This window comes from Streptomyces sp. NPDC101151 (assembly GCF_044768335.1).
GTDB lineage: Bacteria > Actinomycetota > Actinomycetes > Streptomycetales > Streptomycetaceae > Streptomyces.
Genome location: NZ_JBIWPP010000018.1, coordinates 113,336 through 128,176 on the forward strand (window position 1 = coordinate 113,336; position 14,841 = coordinate 128,176).

Consider the following 14,841-nt stretch of genomic DNA (forward strand, 5'->3'; position numbering starts at 1 on the left):
TGCCATGTCCGTCTCGCTCGGGGTGCCCACCGTGCCGACGCGCCTCGCCCCACGCCGTGCCAGCCGGCAGATCCAGGTCGGGTCCGTGGCCGTCGGCGGCGACGCGCCCATCTCCGTCCAGTCCATGACCACGACCCCGACCGCCGATGTCGGGGCCACCCTCCAGCAGATCGCCGAACTGACCGCGTCCGGCTGCCAGATCGTCCGGGTGGCCTGCCCCTCGCAGGACGACGCGGACGCGCTGCCGGCCATCGCCCGGAAGTCCCCGATCCCCGTGATCGCCGACATCCACTTCCAGCCCCGCTATGTGTTCGCCGCGATCGACGCCGGATGCGCGGGCGTCCGCGTCAACCCCGGCAACATCCGGCAGTTCGACGACAAGGTCAAGGAGATCGCCCGGGCGGCCGGGGACGCGGGCGTCCCGATCCGCATCGGGGTGAACGCGGGCTCCCTCGACCGGCGCCTCTTGGCCAAGTACGGCAAGGCCACCCCGCAGGCGCTGGTGGAGTCCGCGCTGTGGGAGTGCTCGCTGTTCGAGGAGCACGGCTTCCGGGACCTCAAGATCTCCGTCAAGCACAACGACCCGGTCGTGACGGTCAGTGCCTACCGGCTGCTCGCCGAGCAGTGCGACTACCCGCTCCATCTGGGCGTCACCGAGGCCGGCCCCGCCTTCCAGGGCACGATCAAGTCCGCCGTCGCCTTCGGCGCGCTGCTGAGCGAGGGCATCGGCGACACCATCCGCGTCTCGCTTTCGGCCCCGCCCGCCGAGGAGGCCAAGGTCGGCATCCAGATCCTGGAGTCGCTGAACCTGAGGCAGCGCCGGCTGGAGATCGTGTCGTGCCCGTCCTGCGGGCGGGCCCAGGTCGACGTGTACCGGCTCGCCGACGAGGTGACCGCCGGCCTCGAGGGCATGGAGGTCCCGCTGCGTGTCGCCGTCATGGGATGCGTGGTGAACGGCCCGGGCGAGGCCCGGGAGGCCGACCTCGGGGTCGCCTCCGGCAACGGCAAGGGCCAGATCTTCGTCAAGGGCGAGGTCGTGCGGACCGTACCCGAGTCGAAGATCGTCGAGACGCTCATCGACGAGGCACTCAAGCTCGCCGAGCAGATGGAGAGGGAGATGGAGAGGGAGAAGGAACGTCCATGACCTACGTGATCGCCCAGCCCTGCGTCGACATCAAGGACAAGGCCTGCATCGAGGAGTGCCCGGTCGACTGCATCTACGAAGGACAGCGCGCCCTCTACATTCACCCGGACGAGTGCGTGGACTGCGGAGCCTGCGAGCCGGTCTGCCCGGTCGAGGCGATCTTCTACGAGGACGACACCCCGCGGGAGTGGTCGGAGTACCGGACGGCGAACGCCGAGTTCTTCGACGACCTCGGCTCGCCCGGGGGCGCCGCCGCCCACGGGCTGATCGACCGGGACCACCCGGTCGTCGCCCAGCACCCGGTCGGCACGGGCTGAGCGCGGCGCCGTCGGGGACGCACGACGCCCCGGCGGCGCCTCAGGCCACCCGGTGGCCGTTCTCCAGCTCCACCGTGCCCGCACTCTCCGCCAGGACGTCCAGCGCGGCCAGGACACGCCGGCCGAGGGCACCGGGCAGATGGTCCGGGATGTCCGCACGGGCGACCAGACGCCAGGACAGCAGCTCTTCCTCCTGCAGCCGAATGGCCTTGAACTCGGCCTCGGTGAGGACACCGCCGTCGTACAGATAGGCGACCAGCGGCGGCCGTCCCGTCCCGTGCGCCCAGTCCACCGCCAGCAGCCGTCCAGGCTCCCGGTCGAGGCCGATCTCCTCCCGGGTCTCCCGGCGGGCCCCCTGGCGCGGTGTCTCGCCGTCGTCGGACTCGACCGTGCCGCCCGGAAGCGCCCAGCCCTCGCGGTAGTTGGGCTCGACGAGCAGCACCCGCCCCTCGGCGTCCCGGAAGAGTGCGGCGGCACCGGCGAGGACACGGGGGAGGCTCGCGATGTACGTGGCGAAGTCCGCAGTGGTCATTCTGCAGAGGGTAACGGGCCTCCGTGACCCCGAAGGAGCTGCCCGACGTCCTCCGTCTCCGGGTGGTGGGGCCCCAGGACACGCGGCTGCCGCGGCAGCAGCTCCTCGGCCAGTGCCACGGCCTCCGCCGCCGCCCCGGAGCCCCGCAGTGCGACGGCCGGCTGATGGGCGCTGGACAGCGTCTCGACGGAGTCCGGGCCCAGCGCACCGGTCCTCGCCCTGGAAGAAGGCGACCTCGACCGCCTCGCCGTCGGGCCGCCGGGTGCCGCGAGGCGCCAGGCCGAGGGCGTCGTTGACGACGTGCGCGCAGGTCAGCGCGCGGTCGGGGGAGAGGAGCGTGGCCGCGCCGACGGCCGGGCCGCCGTCCCGGCGCAGCACCGAGACCACCGCCGGCTCACCCGCGGGCCTGCGGAACCAGTTCACCCCTAGGCTGCGCGCACCTCATGCCGCCAGGTGCCGAAACGGTCATCGTGGCCGCACCCTTGACGCCCACGATGCCGAGTTTGAGGTCCTTGCCGACTTCCGGCCCGAACTCGACCGTGAACGACTCCGGCGGGTTCGCGGCACCGCGGACCGCGTCGTGCACCTCGTCCAGCAGCGGGCCCAGCGGGCGCAGCGTCGCCCGCAGCGCGTCGGCGGCCGCGGCCCGGCCCCCGCCGCGCGAGGCGGGGCTCGGCACGCCGAACTCCGCAGGCAGGCCGTCGTCCGTCAACGGCTCGCCGACATCGGCGAGTTCCACACGGACCGCGGCTCCGGCCAGGTCGAGTTCCAAGTACTCCGGCATGGGGTCACTGTGCCGACCGGCGCACCGTGATGACGGCGCCTTCGGCGGATTCGAGCCGCCGGAGGCGGCCTCCTCCCGCTGCGGCTCGCTCGTCAGCCGAAGGGTGCGCTCCGCCAGGTCGCTGATCCGTACCCCGTCGAAGCCGAACACCGCGCTGCGGACCGTGTCCCGCAGCGGGTCCTTCCACTGGGCCGGAATGGCCGCCGCGCCGGTGAGCACTCCGGCCACCGAGCCGGCCGTCGCGCCGTTGGAGTCGGTGTCCAGCCCGCCGCGGACGGTGAGGGCGATGGTGCGGGTGAAGTCCCCGTCGCCGTAGAGCAGCCCGGCCGTGAGGACGGCCGCGTTCGGGACGGTGTGGATCCAGCCCAGACCGGCGGTCTCCGCCGACACCGTGGCCAGCGTCTCCTCCCAGGGCAGGCGGGTCTCGTGCAGCGACACCACCCGGCGCACGGTGCGCGCCAGCCGGCTGCCCGCCGGGATCAGGGCGAGCGCGGTCTCCAGTGCCTCCCGCACGCCCGGCGCGGTGAAGGCCGCCGAGACCAGCGCGGCCGCGAACATCGCGCCGTAGACGCCGTTGCCGGTGTGGGAGAGCACCGCGTCCCGCCGGGCCAGCGAGGCCGCGCGGCGCGGATCGCCGGGGCAGGTCCAGCCGTAGACGTCGGCGCGGATCAGGGCCCCGATCCACTCCTGGTACGGGTTGTCGTACGTCGCCGTCAGCGGCGGCTTCAGACCGTTCGCGAGGTTGCGGTACGCCGCCCGTTCCGCGGTGAACGTCTGCAGGTACGGCAGCCTGAGCAGCCACAGGTCGCCGACCTGCTCGGTGCTGAAGCCGAAGCCGTGGGTCTCCAGCAGGTGCAGACCGAGGATGGCGTAGTCGACGTCGTCGTCGCGGCAGCTGCCGTGGATCCGGCCGCGCACGCACTGGCGCCACTCCGGGCGCAGTACGGCGCCGTCGGCCGCGTCGGCGGGCTCGGGCAGGTAGTCGGTGAGCGGCAGGGCTGCGGCCTGCCGCAGATAGCGGTCGATGCGGTCACGGGTCCACACCTCGCCCTGCTCGACCGGTTTGCCGAGCATGTTGCCCGCGATCCGGCCGAGCCAGCCCCCGTGGATGCGGTCGGCGAGGTCCGGAACGGTGTCCTGGTGGCTCATGGCTGGGGTCTACCCGTTTTCCCCGCCGCCTCCCAGCGGCTTCCCAGGGTTCGGTCGGGGCATGACGGCGGGGGTGTCCTCCGGTTATGGTCGCAGCGGCGCGACTGGCCCTGACGTGCGCGGGGCCCGGAGAGCAAGGGGAAAGCAAGGTGGCGGACGCTGCAGTGAACGAGACCCGTCGGGTGCTCATCGCCGCGGACAAGTTCAAGGGCTCGCTGACGGCCGTGCAGGTCGCCGAGCGGGTCACGGCCGGGCTGCGCCGGGTCGCGCCCGGCCTCGATGTAGAGGCGCTGCCCGTGGCCGACGGCGGCGACGGGACCGTGGACGCTGCGGTCGCGGCGGGCTTCGAGCGCCGGGAGGTCCGGGTCGCCGGGCCTCTGGGCACCGAGGTGACGGCCGCCTTCGCGCTGCGCGGCGACACCGCGGTCGTGGAGATGGCCGAGGCGAGCGGCCTGCAGCGGCTGCCGGCCGGTGTTTTCGCACCGCTGACCGCCTCCACGTACGGCTCCGGGGAGCTGCTGCGGGCCGCGCTGGACGCGGGAGCCCGGACGATCGTGTTCGGCGTCGGCGGGAGCGCCACGACGGACGGCGGCGCCGGCATGCTGGCCGCCCTGGGTGCCCGGTTCCTGGACGAGGCCGGGGAGCCGGTGCCGCCGGGCGGCGGCGGACTGGCCGAGCTGGCGCGGGCGGACCTGTCCGGCCTCGACCCGCGCCTGTCCTCGGTCGAGCTGGTACTCGCCAGCGACGTCGACAACCCGCTGACCGGGCCGAAGGGCGCGCCCGCGGTGTACGGGCCGCAGAAGGGGGCGTCCCCGGACGACGTGGCGACCCTGGACGCGGCCCTCGCCCACTTCGCCAAGGTGCTGGAGGCGGCCGTGGGGCCGCGGGCCGCCGAGCACGCGGCGGCGCCGGGTGCCGGGGCGGCGGGTGGCATCGGCTACGGCGCGCTGCTCCTGGGTGCCCGCTTCCGGCCCGGCATCGAGGTCATGCTCGACGTCCTCGGCTTTGCACCGGCGCTGGAGCGGGCCGATCTGGTGATCACCGGTGAGGGGTCGCTGGACGAGCAGACCCTGCACGGCAAGGCGCCGGCGGGGGTTGCCGCGGCGGCCCGGGCGGCCGGCAAGGAGGTCGTCGCGGTGTGCGGCCGACTCGCTCTGCCGCAGGAGGCGTTGCTGCGGGCCGGTATCGGTCGGGCCTACCCCCTCACCTCGGTCGAGCCCGACATCGCGAAGTGCATCGCGGATGCCGGCCCGATCCTGGAACGCGTCGCGGCCCGGATCGCCGAGGACAACTTGATCTGACGCACCTGGGGGCTCCGCCCCCGGACCCCCGCTTCCCACCTGCCCACCCGACTCGGTCGGCTACGAGGAAGACGGGCGGGCAGGCGGGCCAGGGGGTCTCGGGGGCGGCCCCCCAGGGCTGTCACCCCGGTGCCGCGCACAAAGCGAAGGGCCCCGGATCCCATCGGATCCGGGGCCCTCGAAGCGGAGCGCTAGGGCAGCTGGGCCGCCCGCGCCTCACGACGGTTGTCGCGGAAGTTGTTCACCCGGCGCGCCGTGGCGAACAGCGGGATCACCGCGCCCATGACCAGCTGCAGGGCACAGCCCGTCTGGAGGAGCAGCTGACCGCTCGGGGCGTCGAAGGCCCAGGCGGCCAGGAGCCCCATGGACAGGACGATCCAGCCGAGCATGGCGCCGGCCAGGCGGCCCCGCGGCTTCGGGTACTCCACGCGGCTCACCATCAGCCAGGCGGTGCCCAGGATCGCCAGCAGCGTCGCCACGAAGGGCAGCTCGAGCAGGACGATCGAGACGACCGTCAGCGCGCCGAACGGCGAGGGCATGCCCTGGAACATGCCGTTCCTCGGGGTCACGCAGGAGAAGCGGGCCAGACGCAGGACGACGGCCAGGAGCACCACGATTGCCCCGAGCGCCGCCATTCGCTGGTGCGCGTCGTCCGCGACCATGCCGTAGACGAGGACGAAGTACGCGGGGGCGAGCCCGAAGCTGATCAGGTCGGAGAGGTTGTCCAGCTCCGCGCCCATCGGGGAGGAACGGAGCTTCCTCGCCACCAGGCCGTCGAACAGGTCGAAGACCGCCGCGCAGAGCATCAGGATGACCGCCGTGGCCGCACTGTGGCGGGCCATGCCGGACTCCTGGCTGCCGGTGAGGTGCGGGATCAGGATCCCGGTGGTGGTGAAGTACACCGCCATGAAGCCGCACGTGGCGTTGCCCAGGGTGAGGGTGTCCGCTATTGAGAGGCGGAGAGAAAGAGGCATCTCCTCTTCTTCGTCCACCTCGTCGGCCTCGGGCACCCAGCCCGCCTGGGTCTCCGGATCAATCACGGTCAATGCGAGTCACCCCAGCCACGGTCTTCTGACCGACCTCGACCGCGACCTCCACGCCCTCGGGCAGGTAGAGGTCGACACGCGAGCCGAAGCGGATCAGACCGATCCGGTCACCCTGCTCGACCTTCGTGCCTTCCGGGATGTAGGGCACGATGCGGCGGGCCACCGCACCGGCGATCTGGATCATCTCGATGTCACCGAGTTCGGTGTCGAAATGCCAGACTACGCGCTCGTTGTTCTCGCTCTCCTTGTTGAAAGCGGGAACGAAGCCGCCCGGGATGTGCTCGACCGATGTCACCGTGCCCGAGAGGGGCGCGCGGTTGACGTGGACATTGAGCGGGCTCATGAAGATCGCGACGCGGGTGCGGCCGTCCTTCCAGGGCATGATGCTCTGCACCACACCGTCGGCGGGCGAGATGACCCGGCCCTGGGCGATCTCGCGCTCGGGGTCGCGGAAGAACCACAGCATGCCCGCCGCGAGCGCGGTGGCGGGCACGGCAACGGCCTTGGCTGCGCCCGAGCGGCGGGCGCGGGCCAGGCTGAGGGCTGCGGTGGCGACGGTCGGGAGAAGCCACGGCGATGCTCCGCGCGCGAGGCGTACGCCTACCTGGCGGTCGCGAGGTGCAGAGGTTTGGCTGTGGGGCATGGATGACCTTCGTAGCGGATGATGCCGCGCTCAACGGGGGACGGCGGCTTTCCGGGGATCGTACCGGTCGCGGGCTGCAACTGGGCAAGCCAGGCAGCCGAGTCGGTGCTCGAACAGTGCCTACGGGGTGTGATCTTCTTCTCGAAGAAAACACCCCGTTTCCGGACAATCAGCCCTGGAATCGATACTCTTCGAGCAGTCTGCGACCGATGATCATTTTCTGGATCTCGGCGGTACCTTCACCGATCAGCAGCATCGGGGCCTCTCGGTAGAGGCGCTCGATCTCGTACTCCTTGGAGAAGCCGTAGCCGCCGTGGATCCGGAAGGCATCCTCCACGACCTCCTTGCAGTACTCGGAGGCGAGGTACTTCGCCATCCCCGCTTCGAGGTCGTTTCGTTCCCCTGAATCCTTTTTGCGTGCCGCGTTGACCATCATGGCATGCGCGGCCTCGACCTTGGTGGCCATCTCGGCCAGCTTGAACTGGATGGCCTGGTGCTGGGCGATCGCCTTGCCGAAAGTGTGTCGCTGCTGGGCGTACTGGACACCCAGTTCGAAGGCACGCTGAGCGACGCCGCAGCCACGCGCCGCCACATTGACGCGGCCGACCTCCACGCCGTCCATCATTTGGTAAAAACCTCGGCCGGTGACGCCGCCGAGCACCCGATCGGCCGGTACCCGCAGGCCGTCCATGATCAGTTCGGTGGTGTCGACGCCCTTGTAGCCCATCTTGTCGATCTTGCCCGGGATGGTGAGGCCGGGACGGACCTCGCCGAAGCCGGGCTCCTTCTCCACCAGGAAGGTCGTCATCGACTTGTGGGGCGCCGTGCCCTCGGGGTGTCCTTCGTCACTTCGGACCAGGACGGCCACCAGGGACGAGGTCCCGCCGTTCGTCAGCCACATCTTCTGGCCGTTCAGGACGTACTCGTCGCCGTCCTTGACCGCCTTCGAGGTGATGGCCGACACGTCGGAGCCCAGGCCGGGCTCGGACATCGAGAAGGCGCCCCGGATGTCGCCGGCGGCCATGCGCGGCAGGAAGTGGTCCTTCTGCTCCTGCGTGCCGTGCTGCTTGAGCATGTACGCGACGATGAAGTGCGTGTTGATGATGCCGGACACCGACATCCAGCCACGGGCGATCTCCTCCACGCACAGCGCGTAGGTGAGGAGCGACTCGCCCAGGCCCCCGTACTCCTCGGGAATCATCAGACCGAACAGGCCGAGTTCCTTCAGGCCGTCCACGATCTGCTGCGGGTACTCGTCGCGGTGCTCCAGCCCGGTCGCGACAGGGATGATCTCCTTGTCGACAAAGTCCCGAACGGTGGAGATGATCTCCTGCTGGACGTCGGTCAGACCGGCGGTCTGGGCGAGACGGGCCATGGCCTACTTCTCCGTGTTCTTGTCCGCGGGTGCGGTCAGTTCCGGGCGGCCGGGCTGCTCGCCGCCGCGCTCCTTGATGTACGTCTCGGTCGGCACCATGACCTTGCGGCGGAACACGCAGACCAGCGTGCCGTCCTGCTTGTAGCCCTTGGTCTCGACGTAGACGATCCCGCGGTCGTTCTTCGACTTGGACGGCCACTTGTCGAGCACGGTCGTCTGGCCGTAGATCGTGTCGCCGTGGAAGGTCGGCGCCACGTGCTTGAGCGACTCGATCTCCAGGTTGGCGATCGCCTTGCCGGAGATGTCCGGGACGGACATGCCGAGCAGCAGGGAGTAGATGTAGTTGCCCACGACGACGTTCTTGCCGAAGTCCGTCGTCTTCTCCGCATAGTTCGTGTCCATGTGGAGGGGGTGGTGGTTCATGGTGAGGAGACAGAACAGGTGGTCGTCGTACTCGGTGACCGTCTTGCCCGGCCAGTGCTTGTACGTCGCCCCGACCTCGAACTCCTCGTAGGTGCGTCCGAACTGCATCGCGCTCAGGCCTCCGGGATCTCGAACTTGCTGGTGCGCTGGAGGCCGGCGGCGCGTCCCTTGCCGGAGACGACCAGGGCCATCTTGCGGCTGGCCTCGTCGATCATCTCGTCGCCGAGCATCGCGGAGCCCTTCTTGCCGCCCGCCTCGGACGTGTAGTAGTCGTACGCGTCCAGGATCAGCTCGGCGTGGTCGTAGTCCTCCTGGGACGGCGAGAAGATCTCGTTGGACGCCTCGACCTGGCCCGGGTGCAGCACCCACTTGCCGTCGAAGCCGAGCGCGGCGGCGCGCTGCGCGACCGCGCGGTAGCCGTCGATGTTGCGGATCTGCAGGTAGGGGCCGTCGATCGCCTGCAGGTTGTTGGCGCGGGCGGCCATCAGGATCTTCATCAGGATGTAGTGGTAGGCGTCCGCCGGGTAGCCGGGCGGCTGCTCGCCCACGACGAGCGACTTCATGTTGATGGACGCCATGAAGTCGGCCGGGCCGAAGATGATCGTCTCGACGCGCGGGGAAGCCTGCGCGATCGCGTTGACGTTGTTGAGGCCCTGGGCGTTCTCGATCTGCGCCTCGATGCCGATCTTGCCGACCTCGAAGCCCATGGTCTTCTCGATCTGCGTCAGCAGCAGGTCGAGGGCGACGATCTGCTCGGCGGTCTGGACCTTCGGCAGCATGATGCAGTCGAGGTTCTGGCCCGCGCCCTCGACCACGGTCACGACGTCGCGGTACGTCCACTCGGTCGTCCAGTCGTTGACGCGCACGACGCGCGTCTTGCCCGTCCAGTCGCCCTCGTTGAGGAACTTGACGATGGTGTGCCGCGCCTCGGGCTTCGCGAGCGGTGCGCACGCGTCCTCCAGGTCCAGGAAGACCTGGTCCGCCGGGAGGCCCTGCGCCTTCTCCAGGAAGCGCGGGTTGCTTCCGGGCACGGCGAGGCAGGAGCGCCGCGGACGAAGACGGTTGACGGTCATGCGGGGACCTCCAGGGGGTCGAGCTTGTTCGCTTTCCGGATCTCGTCGACGATACGGCCGATGATCCCGGTGATGTCGAAGTCCTTCGGGGTGAACACCGCGGCCACGCCGGCGGCCTTCAGCTGCTCGGCGTCGGCGTTCGGGATGATCCCGCCCGCGATCACCGGGATGTCGTTCGCGCCGGCCTCCCGCAGCCGGTCCAGCACGTCCGGGACCAGCTGGGCGTGCGAGCCGGAGAGGATGGACAGGCCGACCGCGTGCACGTCCTCGGCGAGGGCCGCGTCCACGATCTGCTCCGGGGTGAGCCGGATGCCCTGGTAGACCACCTCGAAGCCGGCGTCACGGGCGCGCACGGCTATCTGCTCGGCGCCGTTGGAGTGCCCGTCCAGGCCCGGCTTGCCGACCAGGAAGCGCAGCTTGCCGGAGCCCAGGTCGCGGGCGGTGGCGTCCACCTTGGCCCGGACCTCGGCCAGCGCCGAGCCCTCCTCGACCGGGACGGCCACCGGCGCCGAGGAGACACCGGTCGGCGCCCGGAACTCCCCGAAGACCTCGCGCAGGGCCCCGGCCCACTCGCCGGTCGTGACCCCGGCGCGGGCGCACTCCAGGGTGGCCTCCATGAGGTTGCCGGTGCCCTTGGCGGCCTCCTTCAGCCGCTCCAGCGCCTTGCACGGGCGCGGGTGGTTGAAGGGCGGCTGGTAGCGCGTGTCGCGCCAGGTGCCGATCGCTTCGACGACGCGGGCCTCGACGGCCGGGTCGACCGTCTGGATCGCCGCGTCCAGATCGGCGGTCAGCGGGTTCGGCTCGGTCGTCTCGAAGATGTTGACGCCGACGATCTTCTCCTGGCCGGACTCGATCCGGCCCCGGCGCTCGGCGTGCGAGGCGACGAGCTGCGACTTGAGGTAGCCGGACTCGACGGCCGCCATCGCGCCGCCCATCTCCTGGATCCGGTCGATCTCCGTGAGGGAGTCCTCGACCAGCTGGGTCACCTTCGCCTCGATGACCTGCGAGCCCTCGAAGATGTCCTCGTACTCCAGCAGGTCGCTCTCGTGCGCGAGCACCTGCTGGATGCGCAGCGACCACTGCTGGTCCCAGGGGCGGGGCAGGCCCAGCGCCTCGTTCCAGGCGGGCAGCTGCACGGCACGCGCGCGTGCGTCCTTGGAGAGGGTCACGGCCAGCATCTCCAGCACGATCCGCTGGACGTTGTTCTCCGGCTGTGCCTCGGTCAGGCCGAGCGAGTTGACCTGGACGCCGTAGCGGAACCGGCGCTGCTTGGCGTTCTCGATGCCGTACCGCTCACGCGTGACCTTGTCCCAGATGCGCCCGAAGGCCCGCATCTTGCACATCTCCTCGACGAAGCGGACGCCCGCGTTCACGAAGAAGGAGATGCGGGCGACCACGTCGCCCATGCGCTCCTGCGGCACCTGGCCGGAGTCGCGCACGGCGTCGAGGACGGCGATCGCGGTGGACATCGCGTACGCGATCTCCTGCACCGGTGTGGCCCCGGCCTCCTGCAGGTGGTAGCTGCAGATGTTGATCGGGTTCCACTTCGGGATGTGGGAGACCGTGTACGCGATCATGTCCGTCGTCAGGCGGAGCGACGGCCCGGGCGGGAAGACGTGCGTCCCGCGGGAGAGGTACTCCTTGACGATGTCGTTCTGGGTCGTGCCCTGGAGCTTGGTGATGTCCGCGCCCTGCTCCTCGGCGACGACCTGGTAGAGCGCCAGCAGCCACATGGCGGTGGCGTTGATCGTCATCGAGGTGTTCATCTGCTCCAGGGGGATGTCCTGGAACAGCCGGCGCATGTCACCGAGATGCGAGACGGGCACGCCCACCCGGCCGACCTCGCCGCGGGCGAGGATGTGGTCGGGGTCGTAGCCGGTCTGCGTCGGCAGGTCGAACGCCACCGACAGACCGGTCTGGCCCTTGGCGAGGTTGCGCCGGTACAGCTCGTTGGACGCCTCGGCCGTGGAGTGGCCGGCGTACGTCCGCATGAGCCACGGACGGTCCTTCTGACGCTCTGTCATCAAAGGCTCTCAGACGTTCCGGAAACGGTTGATGGCGTCGATGTGCTTGGCGCGCATCTCCTCGTCGCGCACGCCCAGGCCCTCCTCGGGGGCGAGGCACAGCACCCCGACCTTGCCCTGGTGGAGGTTGCGGTGGACGTCGTAGGCCGCCTGGCCGGTGTCCTCCAGGGAGTACGTCTTCGACAGGGTCGGGTGGATCTTGCCCTTGGCGATGAGGCGGTTGGCCTCCCAGGCCTCGCGGTAGTTGGCGAAGTGCGAGCCGATGATCCGCTTCAGGGACATCCACAGGTAGCGGTTGTCGTACTCGTGCATGTAGCCCGAGGTCGAGGCGCAGGTGGTGATGGTGCCGCCCTTGCGGGTGACGTAGACCGAGGCGCCGAAGGTCTCGCGACCCGGGTGCTCGAAGACGATGTCGATGTCCTCGCCGCCGGTGAACTCACGGATGCGCTTGCCGAAGCGCTTCCACTCCTTCGGGTCCTGGGTGTGCTCGTCCTTCCAGAACTTGTAGCCCTCGGCGTTGCGGTCGATGATCGCCTCGGCGCCCATCGAGCGGCAGATGTCCGCCTTCTGGTCGCTGGAGACGACACAGATCGGGTTGGCGCCGCCGGCCAGCGCGAACTGGGTGGCGTACGAGCCGAGGCCGCCGCTCGCGCCCCAGATCAGGACGTTGTCGCCCTGCTTCATGCCGGCGCCGTTGCGGGAGACCAGCTGCCGGTAGGCGGTGGAGTTGACCAGGCCCGGGGCCGCGGCCTCCTCCCAGCTGAGGTGCTTGGGCTTCGGCATCAGCTGGTTGGACTTGACGAGCGCGATCTCGGCGAGGCCGCCGAAGTTGGTCTCGAAGCCCCAGATGCGCTGCTCGGGGTCGAGCATCGTGTCGTTGTGGCCGTCGGACGACTCCAGCTCGACGGAGAGGCAGTGCGCGACGACCTCGTCACCGGGGGTCCAGGCGTTGACGCCCGGGCCGGTGCGCAGGACGACGCCCGCGAGGTCGGAGCCGATGATGTGGTACGGCAGGTCGTGGCGCTTGGTGAGCTCGCTGAGCTTGCCGTAGCGCTCCAGGAAGCCGAAGGTCGCCAGCGGCTCGAAGATCGAGGTCCACACCGAGTTGTAGTTGACCGAGGAGGCCATGACGGCCACCAGGGCCTCACCGGGGCCCAGTTCGGGCACCGGCACATCGTCCAGGTGGATCGACTTGCGCGGGTCCTTGTCGCGGGTCTGCAGGCCCGCGAACATCTCCGTCTCGTCCTTGTGCACGGTGATCGCACGGTACGACTCGGGGAGCGGCAGGGCGGCGAAATCGGCGGACGTGGCGTCCTTCGACTGGATCGCGTCCAGGATGTCCTTCACGGTCACGGTGTTGCCTCCGGCGGTGAGCGCCCTGAGGGAGGGGCGCTAGGGGTTCGTCGGTGCTGCTGAGAGTGCTGCTGAGGGTTTTGGTGGAACGTGCCGTCGGTTCGGCGGGTGGTGCTTCGGCAGCGCTTTGTGGCGCGGGAGGTTGCCTGTGACGCAGGCGTCCGGGCGCGCAGGCCCGGGAAGGGCTTGCGGGGACAGCCGACGTACGAATGGTCTCTGCACGCCGGCCGCCCGGACTCCTTCAACGTATGACACCGCGTGTCACGTGACAAGGCACTGAGTGTCAGAACTTCCCCTCAGATGAAATCTTTACGTAACAAATGAGCGATGATCGATCAAAGCTACTGTCGAGTAGGTGACAATGGGCGGTCTTGTGGGTGTCGGAGAAGATCCGTCAGGCATGCCGCGTTCGGCCCACGCGATCGCCGTCCTGTGCGGCGGCTGATCCTCGCGCTTCCGCACCCCCGGCAGCGGCACCACCGCGTACCGGGCATGTTCCGGGCGGGCTCCTGGGGCACCGCCGCGGCCGGCCACTACGGCGTTCTCAGGTCGGCGAGCGGGAACGCCCGGCCCGGCCCGGCGGGCTCCGGCCGGGTCCCGGCACGCAGTGCCATCGACGGTTCCGGGCCGGGCGTCGCACATCCTCGCGACGCCCCGGCCCGGTGACCGGACTGCTGGTGGCCGGCCCGGTGGCGGGGGAGTCGGGCTCGCCGCTCTCCTCCCGCCGGGCCTCGGGCCCGAGGCCCGGCCGCAGGCCGAGGACAAGCAGCGAAGCCGCGTCCTGGGCGACAGGGGCCGCTACGTCTCGAGAGCCGCCGCTACGTCTGTCCCTTCGCCCCTGCGCCCGTTCCTTTGCCGCTACGCCCGTTCCTTGAGCGCCTGCTCGATCGTGCGCATCACCTCGTCCAGCGGTGCGTCGGTGCGGGCGACGGTCACCAGCACCTCGCCCTGCGAGATCAAGGAAGCCGGTGAGGCCTGCCGCGGGGAAGCATGACGACCGGCCCCGATCCCCGAGCCGAACGTCCTCCGCACGATTGCGAACGCGTGGTCGAGCTGGGTCTCCACATCGCCCTGGCCGCCGGCCCGCAGCCAGCGCCTGAGCACATGGTTGTGGGCGGTGACGACGGCGGAGGCGGCGACCTCGGCGAGCAGCGGGTCGTCGTTGGCGTCGTCGGCGTGCGCGTGCTCGTCGAAGTGGCCGAGCAGATAACGGGTGAACAGGCGCTCGTAGCGGGCCACCGAGGCGATCTCGGCCTCGCGCAGGGTGGGGACCTCGCGCGTCAGCTTGTAGCGGGCGACCGAGATCTCCGGCCGGGCCGCGTACATCTTCATGACTTCCTTGATGCCGCGGCACACGGTGTCGAGCGGATGCTCGTGCGCGGGGGCGGCGTTGAGGACCGCCTCGGCACGGATCAGCGTGTCGTCGTGGTCGGGGAAGATCGCCTCTTCCTTGGACCGGAAGTGGCGGAAGAAGGTGCGGCGCGCGACCCCGGCGGCAGCCGCGATCTCGTCGACGGTGGTCGCCTCGTAGCCCTTGGTCGCGAACAGTTCCATCGCTGCGGCAGCCAGTTCTCGGCGCATTTTCAGCCGCTGGGCGGCGGCGCGACTGCCTGCGGCACTTTCCGGCGCGTCGGGCGTGGCAGGTGTACGTGAGGACTTGGCGGGCTGGGACATGAC

Annotated in this window: 13 protein-coding genes and 1 pseudogene; 3 read left to right on the forward strand and 11 right to left on the reverse strand. The window is 70.2% G+C overall.

Annotated features, from left to right (window positions below; all coding sequences use genetic code 11):
- The first annotated feature begins 4 nt into the window (after nt 1–4).
- Together ispG and fdxA are read left to right on the forward strand one after the other, a co-directional pair.
- The gene (ispG, locus tag ACIRU3_RS28900) at nt 5–1,144 is read left to right on the forward strand and encodes a flavodoxin-dependent (E)-4-hydroxy-3-methylbut-2-enyl-diphosphate synthase (RefSeq protein ID WP_404062058.1); all 1,140 of its coding nucleotides are present in this window, start codon (nt 5–7) and stop codon (nt 1,142–1,144) included.
- Complete coding sequence (fdxA, locus tag ACIRU3_RS28905) at nt 1,141–1,461, forward strand: ferredoxin (RefSeq protein ID WP_404062060.1); 321 nt, start codon at nt 1,141–1,143, stop codon at nt 1,459–1,461. The genes ispG and fdxA overlap by 4 nt, the downstream gene beginning before the upstream one ends.
- A 40-nt stretch (nt 1,462–1,501) precedes the next feature.
- Here the strand turns inward: fdxA and ACIRU3_RS28910 are convergent, their stop codons facing one another.
- The 3 genes and pseudogenes from ACIRU3_RS28910 to ACIRU3_RS28920 all read right to left on the reverse strand — a co-directional run.
- Nucleotides 1,502–1,993 carry an NUDIX domain-containing protein gene (locus ACIRU3_RS28910; RefSeq protein WP_404062062.1) on the reverse strand — a complete coding sequence of 164 codons (492 nt, stop codon included), beginning with the start codon at nt 1,991–1,993 and terminating at the stop codon, nt 1,502–1,504.
- 394 nt (nt 1,994–2,387) lie between these two features.
- Entirely contained in the window at nt 2,388–2,777 is a 390-nt protein-coding gene (locus ACIRU3_RS28915; protein WP_404062258.1) for a CU044_2847 family protein, read from the reverse strand.
- Between the two features lie 87 nt (nt 2,778–2,864).
- A pseudogene (locus ACIRU3_RS28920) lies at nt 2,865–3,926 on the reverse strand (ADP-ribosylglycohydrolase family protein); the annotation flags it as partial.
- A 164-nt stretch (nt 3,927–4,090) separates the two neighbouring features.
- On the opposite strand from ACIRU3_RS28920, the gene ACIRU3_RS28925 reads away from it, so the two are divergent.
- Nucleotides 4,091–5,227 (forward strand): glycerate kinase, encoded by a 1,137-nt coding sequence (locus ACIRU3_RS28925; protein ID WP_404062065.1) that lies wholly within the window; start codon nt 4,091–4,093, stop codon nt 5,225–5,227.
- Nucleotides 5,228–5,418: 191 nt separating this feature from the next.
- On the opposite strand, the gene pssA is transcribed toward ACIRU3_RS28925, so the two are convergent.
- The 8 genes from pssA to ACIRU3_RS28965 all read right to left on the reverse strand — a co-directional run bounded on the left by pssA (nt 5,419) and on the right by ACIRU3_RS28965 (nt 14,838).
- Complete coding sequence (pssA, locus tag ACIRU3_RS28930; protein ID WP_385787229.1) at nt 5,419–6,237, reverse strand: CDP-diacylglycerol--serine O-phosphatidyltransferase; 819 nt, start codon at nt 6,235–6,237, stop codon at nt 5,419–5,421.
- Nucleotides 6,238–6,259: 22 nt separating this feature from the next.
- Complete coding sequence (locus ACIRU3_RS28935; RefSeq protein ID WP_145884640.1) at nt 6,260–6,916, reverse strand: phosphatidylserine decarboxylase; 657 nt, start codon at nt 6,914–6,916, stop codon at nt 6,260–6,262.
- 169 nt (nt 6,917–7,085) lie between these two features.
- A complete protein-coding gene (locus tag ACIRU3_RS28940; protein ID WP_404062068.1) occupies nt 7,086–8,291 on the reverse strand; it encodes an acyl-CoA dehydrogenase family protein in 1,206 nt (401 codons plus the stop codon).
- 3 nt (nt 8,292–8,294) lie between these two features.
- Complete coding sequence (locus ACIRU3_RS28945; protein ID WP_116145089.1) at nt 8,295–8,822, reverse strand: MaoC family dehydratase; 528 nt, start codon at nt 8,820–8,822, stop codon at nt 8,295–8,297.
- 5 nt (nt 8,823–8,827) lie between these two features.
- Nucleotides 8,828–9,787, reverse strand: a complete 960-nt coding sequence (locus ACIRU3_RS28950) for an HpcH/HpaI aldolase/citrate lyase family protein (RefSeq protein WP_404062071.1) — start codon at nt 9,785–9,787, stop codon at nt 8,828–8,830.
- Nucleotides 9,784–11,811, reverse strand: a complete 2,028-nt coding sequence (locus ACIRU3_RS28955; protein WP_404062074.1) for a protein meaA — start codon at nt 11,809–11,811, stop codon at nt 9,784–9,786. Before ACIRU3_RS28955 ends, ACIRU3_RS28950 begins: the two co-directional genes overlap by 4 nt.
- Nucleotides 11,812–11,820: 9 nt before the next feature.
- Nucleotides 11,821–13,158 (reverse strand): crotonyl-CoA carboxylase/reductase, encoded by a 1,338-nt coding sequence (gene ccrA, locus ACIRU3_RS28960; RefSeq protein WP_404062260.1) that lies wholly within the window; start codon nt 13,156–13,158, stop codon nt 11,821–11,823.
- A gap of 864 nt (nt 13,159–14,022) precedes the next feature.
- Nucleotides 14,023–14,838, reverse strand: coding sequence for a TetR family transcriptional regulator (locus ACIRU3_RS28965; protein WP_404062077.1), 816 nt, complete (start codon nt 14,836–14,838; stop codon nt 14,023–14,025).
- Between the last annotated feature and the right edge of the window lie 3 nt (nt 14,839–14,841).